The sequence below is a fragment of the Myxococcus llanfairpwllgwyngyllgogerychwyrndrobwllllantysiliogogogochensis genome (genome assembly GCF_006636215.1).
GTDB lineage: Bacteria > Myxococcota > Myxococcia > Myxococcales > Myxococcaceae > Myxococcus > Myxococcus llanfairpwllgwyngyllgogerychwyrndrobwllllantysiliogogogochensis.
Genome location: NZ_VIFM01000432.1, coordinates 1 through 5,585, shown reverse-complemented (window position 1 = coordinate 5,585; position 5,585 = coordinate 1). Strand labels below are relative to the sequence as shown.

Sequence of the window (5,585 nt, the reverse complement as noted above, 5' to 3'; positions counted from 1 at the left end):
GACGAAGGGGCGGGACGAAACGGGGGTCTGGAGCGCGGGTCATCGTCGAAGGTGTCGCTCATCGTCCGGCCCCCTCTCCGGCGGGCACGCCCGCGCCCAACTCGTGGAGCAGGTCCTCGAGCATCGCCTCGCGCTCAGAGGGGAACGTGTCGCGGCCGAAGATGGGCCGCTTTCCTCCGCGCAACCGCAGGTCGAAGCCGTCACCCAGATGCCAGGCGGCCGCCACGAACAGCGCCGCGCCGCGCCGGCTCACCAGCCCATAGGGCCCGGCCTTGCTGACCTGCGTGTGGACGAACCCGGAGAGCTGCTCGGGTGCCATGCGGCGGGCCGCGGGGTAGTGCTCTCGCAGGAAGGCGGCGAGGAGGACCTCGAACCGTCGACGCGACTCCTGTTGGAAGACCTGCTTCTGCTCGTCACGGATGATCAACAAAGGGGTGCCTTATCGAGCCTGAATTCCTGGCCCCCCGCGCAACCGTGCTTCCAGGACTGAGGCGAAACGATAAAGCGTCCCTCACGAGTCCCGCAACGGAGGCGGCGCGTCCTTCCGCCTCGTGTTCCGGTGAAACCCACGAGGTCAGATTGCTCGAACGCTCGTGGGCAACTCCTCCACCGCCGAGGCGGCGTTCCGGTGAAGGCGTTGGCGTGCCCGGGCCCCTGGTCGTCCGCCACGCGGAGGCCTGTCTTCACCTGCCTCGTCGCGGAGGACTCGTCGCCGGATGAATCCGTCCGAGACGCCTCCGTACCTTGCTTTCCTCTGATGTCCTGGAAATAATCCTGCGTCACTTCACCGGCGTGGGTGTCTCCGTTGTTGCGGATTCGTGAGTCGCAGATCACCACGTTGCGGCTCTCCGCGGAGGATGCGCGGGTCGAGCAGCGGGTCGGGGACCTTCTCGCGGAGCAGGCTCTTGTCGTGCCCGGGCCTGCTCGTGTGGAGCCGGCGTGGACGCGGGAGCGGCTGCGGCCCGTGGTTCGCCGGGCGGTGGACCGGGGCATCCTCGCGCTCGAGGACGTGCGGCTCTACGTCAGCCTCGCCGAGTCGCTGGGCGCGGACTTCGAGGAGCAACGCCCTCATGCCTGGATGCGAACCTGGTTGGATGACGCGGGCGTCTCGGACCCTGTCGCGCGCCTTCGCAGGGTGGTGAACGAGCGCCGCCGCCGCGAGGACGTGGTCCTCCAGAACCGACGGAAGGAAGAGGCATTTCGCCTCCTCCATGCTCCGCCTGGGACCGACACCTGACCGGAGTCGCACGGGCATGTCGCCGCCGCCCAGGCCGACCCGACACGCACGCCTGAGCGAGGACCCACTGCCATGCCACCCCCCACGTCCGGGACGGATGCCGCCATTGCCCCCTGTCCACTCGAGTCCGGGAAGGGCCAGGTGGAGGTGGTCGTCGTCGATGACCGGGAGGCGCCGCTGTCGGGCGTGGCGCTCGAGCTGACGCGGCTGACAGGGGATGAAGCCCTGCGCACGCGCACGGATGAGCAGGGCGTCGTGCTGTTCGAGGGGTTGGAGGAAGGCCGCTATCGCCTGCGGTTGCTCGACGTGGAGCCCGCGCTGTGGCGGGTGCTCGGCGCGTTGGAGCTGCCACCTCGGGAGGCGGGAGCCAGCGCGAGATGGGGGCCGGCGTCCCAGCCCAAGGCGCTCACCTGGACGTGCGAGGGGACCGAGTCTCTCACGGTCCTCGCCGCGAGGTGGGGAGTGCGCCCATCGCGCCTCGTGGATGCGCGAACGGGACAAGCGCTCGCGTCCGACGTGGCACCCGCGCCGGGCACTCGCGTCGTGGCGCGGCCCTTCGCCCGGGAGTGGGTCACCGTGGAGACGGGTTACCGGCAGGTGGTGCACCGGATTGGCATTCCCCTGGCCCTGGTGCTGGTGCTGCGCGACGGCGCGCACCAACCCCGCGCGCACCAGCCCTATCTGCTGAAGGTGTGGCTGGATGACGAGGAGGAGCTGCCCGCGCAGGAGGGCGTGACGGATGACGAGGGGCGCGTCGTGCAGGTGCTGCCGGAGCGCGCGGTGAGGGGCGAGGTGACGGTGGCTCCCGGTCGTCCCGATGAGCGCCGCCTGACGCTGCGCTTCGTCGCGCTGCGGTCGACGAGCGCGCCGGAGGGGCTGCGGGAGCGCCTGGAGAACCTGGGGTTCTCCTGCGGAGGCGAGCAGGGGGAGTTGGGGCCCAAGACGCGTCTGGCCGTCGAGTGGTTTCAGTACGCGCTCGGGCTGCCTCCGAGCGGTGACGTGGACGAGGCGACCCGCGCCGCGCTGGGCCTGCTTCACCGTTCGTAATCCAGGGAGCCTTTCGCGATGCGATGCCCGAACTGCCGCGCTGAAGTCATGGACGACGGAGCGGAGGCCGCTCCCCGCTGCGCCGCCTGTGGCACTCCCCTGCCTGTCGTCCCCGCCGCGGGGAATGACAACGACTGGGCCGCCGCCGACGGTGACGATTGGGACGATGTGGACGATGAGGTCCAGCCGGTCGACGACGATGACGACGAGGACCTCCAGCCGCTCGGCGACGATGACGAACTCCCACCCATCGACGTGGGGGCCCAGGCGGTCTCCGATGACGATGAGACCCTCGCTTCGCTCATGGGGGATGAGTACGACAAGGTGCTGGAGAGCCTTGATTCAACGGACTCGCACCGGCTGTCGGACGAGCAGATGCATGCGCAGATGCTCGATGCGTCCTCCTCCGAAGTCGTCATCCCGCCCCTGGAGTCGCCACCCGAAGCGCTGAGGGACGCGCGGTCCGAGGTCCGGAGTGTCCCGCTCGGCGCGGAGACCACCGTGGCTGACGCGCCCGTGCTCGACCGGAGCTTCCCGCTCCGGGTGCTCCTGTGGAACATCGCGGACCTGGGAGGGGGGCCGAGCGGAACTCCCGCGGTCCGCAAGCAGTGGACCATCGACGCCCTGGCGCACGTCATCCGTGCGGCGAACCCCGACCTCGTCACCATCCTGGAGCTGAAGAAGAAGGGGGGCCTGCGTCTGGTTGAGCCCAAGCCGCCGGTTCCGCCACCGCCGAATCGCGTGCGCGGCGATTCGTTGACCGCGCTGTGGGAGCGCTTCCCGGTGCCCAAGCGCTATCGAAAGAAGGCCGCCGCGAGCGCCGTCAGGAACGTCGCCCCCGAGGATGCCGAGGATGCCGCTGTCCGGGAGTGGCAATCGGAGTTCGCCAATGACCTGGCGAAAATCTTCGCCACGAGGGTGCGCAGAGCCATCTGGCCGGGCGTCACGGCCGAATCAGCACCCGACCCGGATTGGAGCGAAACGACGCAAGAACTCGATGCCGAGAGGCTCGACGAACTCAATGAGAGCATCGAAACCGCATGGGAGGCTTGCGAGCCCCTGCTCATCGATCGCTTCGGTGGGCCGGATGATGATGATGATGATGATGCCCCTGCCGCGCGGCTCGTCGCGACCGAAATCGATGTGAAGCGCAAGACCCCGAAGCTCATCGCGGAGTTTCACCCGTACTGTGTGCGGTTGCTCGTGGAAGAGGAGTACTACGATTGGCTCCAGCCCTTCGCGCCGCGCTACTCACCCACCGAGAGAGAGGATGCGGAACTCGGAGCTGAGCGGACTGCCCGCGACAAGCTCGCGAAGTTCGCCGTCGAACAGCTCCTCGCGTACTGCGGAGAACTCTTCAAGGGGTTCATCTTCAGCATCGCGAAGGAGGAGGTGCCGCGTTCCAGGAAGCAGGGGCGCGAGTTCGAGTTCGAACAAATCCTGTCTCGTTCAAATACCGAGCATCTCAATCGGCTCTATCAGTCGAAGCTCGCGGCCTATGCCCGGCGCAAGAACGAGACCGAAGACGGGCCGTCGACCCATGCGGGGTTGCGCGAGTTCTTGCGCATCCGCGACGCGCTGAACGCCCAGTGCCGGGCCCGTCATGTGGAGGTCTACGAGTCGTGGCCCCGAGAGGTGCCCGAAGGGGCCGTCAAGGGGCTCTATACGCAGGATGAGGCGTACGGTGTCCTGTGGCGCGCCTCCAAGGTGAGCATCGACCAGGAGGCCGTCTCCTACGTCAGCACCTATCTGGCGCGTGGAGAGAAGGAGGCCGGGAGCCTCTTCAGCAAGCGAGAGCCCCTGCGGATTCCGGTGCGGCTCGCCAAGGTGAAAGCGGCTCCGGAGATAGGCGTCATCGCGTGGCATCCGCCCTCGCCCAAGGCTGACAATGGGCCTGCCCGGGGCAAGGACTTTTCAGCCTTCCTCGAGTACTGCAAGGCCGAGCGCCAGGCCAAGGCCCTGGGCATCGTCCTGTCCGACTTGAACATCGACACCGCGAGGCCCAAAAAAGGCCTCGCGCCCGATGGCACCCCGTACATCGCCGACTGCAAGCCGAAGCTCTCGTTCCACCGGTTCTTCGATACGCTGCTGGGGCCCGGCGCGAATGCCAGTCATCTCTACGCACTGGCCGATGAGCGCTCCACCCTCGCGGTGAGTGATTTCACGGCCTGGGCGTCCGATGCGGACCACGACTTTGGCAGTGGCTCCAAGCAGTCCCTGCGCGCGCTGCTGAACACGGCGGTGAAGGCCCTTCCGTTCAACCCCTCCACGACGGAGCGCGGCGAGCCGGTATCGTTGCTCAACTCCGTCGAGGATGTGTTGGGGCTCATCGAGTCGTTCGCGACTTCGCCCCAGCAACGTTATGGCGCGAGTGGCTATGACAAGATTCTCGTGTACTCGCCGCGCACGGATGGCTGGAGGCTGGAGCAGGCCTCGGTCTTCGTCATCCCGTTCCCGATGGTCCTCGCCACTGACAAGGAGCGAAAGCTCTTTCGCATCCACGGCGAGCTCCTGCCCGAGCACCTGAGACCTTTCTGGCAGCTCATCCAGAGGGAGGATGCGCGGCTGGAGGAGGAGGAGCGCATCTTCGGGCAGCTGCGCGGCGCGGGTGTCACGCTGAAGGGCAGCGACGACGCGCGTTGGGTCGACCTGATGGCGGACGCGAAGAAGATGAGCGACCACATGCCGCTCGTCTCTGATTTGAGGCTGGTCTACGACGGGCGCGAAAAGCTGGTCGTCGAGGAGACCGCCCTGCCCCCCGAGGTCCCGGAGGCGCCCAGGGGCTCCGAGGAGATGCGGAGGCTGGAGGCGTTGTGTCTCGCCTACCAGAAGTCCACGGAGTCCGACGAGGTGGCGGCCAGGGCGCTCGACCAGATTCTGGAGGCGGCGGCCCAGGTCGGTGAGGCCGAGCACGAGCGGTCCGGCAGCCTGGTGGCGGATGCCATGCAAGTGCGTCTGACGCTCGTCGCGCTCCGGGCGGAGGGCTTCGACACGGCGGCCTATTGGGGCAAGCGGCCGACCCTGGAGTCGGATGGAGGGCGCAGGAGCGCCGTCCGGACCATCTCGATGGATGAACACCTGACGTCCCTCCATCAGCGGCGCGAGCCGAACGCAGGGGGAGGTGACTGCCTCTTCCGCTCCCTGGCTCAGCTTCTCTTAGGCGACGAGCGGCACCACGGCACGGTGCGCCAGTTGGCGGTCAATCACCTGGACGACCTGCTCGCCGGGCGGGGAGGGGGCGGTGGCTGTCTCTTTTATACATCTCCGAGCCAACGAGACCGATGCTTTTGTCTTTTGCCGG

General features: G+C 67.7%; 4 protein-coding genes. 3 read left to right on the top strand and 1 reads right to left on the bottom strand.

Going from position 1 to position 5,585, the window contains the following annotated elements:
* Positions 1 to 58: 58 nt before the first annotated feature.
* The gene (locus tag FJV41_RS47655) at positions 59 to 430 is read right to left on the bottom strand and encodes a hypothetical protein (RefSeq protein ID WP_141649270.1); all 372 of its coding nucleotides are present in this window, start codon (positions 428 to 430) and stop codon (positions 59 to 61) included.
* Between the two features lie 375 nt (positions 431 to 805).
* Here FJV41_RS47655 and FJV41_RS47650 point away from each other — a divergent pair, with 375 nt between their 5' ends.
* From FJV41_RS47650 to FJV41_RS52890, 3 genes are all read left to right on the top strand, one after another.
* On the top strand, positions 806 to 1,237 hold the full coding sequence (locus FJV41_RS47650; RefSeq protein ID WP_174476187.1) for a hypothetical protein: 432 nt from the start codon (positions 806 to 808) through the stop codon (positions 1,235 to 1,237).
* 72 nt (positions 1,238 to 1,309) lie between these two features.
* Positions 1,310 to 2,284, top strand: coding sequence for a peptidoglycan-binding protein (locus FJV41_RS47645; RefSeq protein WP_246137879.1), 975 nt, complete (start codon positions 1,310 to 1,312; stop codon positions 2,282 to 2,284).
* A gap of 48 nt (positions 2,285 to 2,332) precedes the next feature.
* The coding region (locus FJV41_RS52890) for an OTU domain-containing protein (RefSeq protein WP_368773783.1) at positions 2,333 to 5,585 on the top strand (3,253 nt) is incomplete at its 3' end.